Here is a 731-nt window from a genome sequence, read left to right as displayed (position 1 = left end):
TTACGCCCTCTGATGCTTTGCGGCTTAAGGTTTGTGGCTTGGGAGTTGAGAAGTCTAAGGTAACCAGAGTATACAACGGTGTTGATAATAAGTTGTTTTATCCAGAGGAAATAGCGTCAAATCCTTATTTCTTATTTGTCGGAAACCTTAAAAAAGATAAAGGTGTGTTAGACCTCCTAGATGCGTATGATGGCTATGTAAAAAGTGGAGGGAGTAAACTATTAAAGTTTATTGGTGATGGCGCTATGAGCCCGGTATTGGCTGAAAGAGTCGCTGCTTATGGCTTAGAGGCCAAAGTTTCTATGTTAGGAGCCCTAAAGCATGCTGATACAGCAAAGTATATACGCCAAAGTGGTTTGTTAATACTTCCTTCGTATCATGAGGGAGTTCCAAATGTACTGCTTGAGGCTGCAAATTGTGGCGTACCGGTAGTTTCTACTCGAGTAGGTGGCATTCCAGAAGTGGTTAAGGATGGAGTTTCAGGTATTTTAATCGAAGCAGGCGATTGTGAGGCCTTAACTAAAGCTATGGTGGACTTTGATCTGAATACTGCTTGCTGGAATAGAGAAGTTATTAAGGCTCACGGAAACCTGTTTTCATGGCCAAAGAATGTAAATGAAATTGACCAAATTATATGTAAAGCAGTACAAGGAAGTTCGGATGCATAATAGCCGTAATGTAATATTGATTTGTAATTATTCCAAAAAAATTGGACAGAGTATATTTACGTG

Annotated in this window: 1 protein-coding gene; it reads left to right on the top strand. The window is 39.8% G+C overall.

Features of this window, described 5'->3' with window-relative positions; translation table 11 throughout:
- Positions 1-668: glycosyltransferase (locus tag A3763_RS05345; protein WP_156494933.1), on the top strand; the 668-nt coding region annotated here is incomplete at its 5' end.
- Between the last annotated feature and the right edge of the window lie 63 nt (positions 669-731).

It is taken from the genome of Oleiphilus sp. HI0128, from assembly GCF_001635365.1.
The sequence above is the reverse complement of the archived record's forward strand: the minus strand, read 5'-3'. Positions and strand labels throughout refer to the sequence as shown.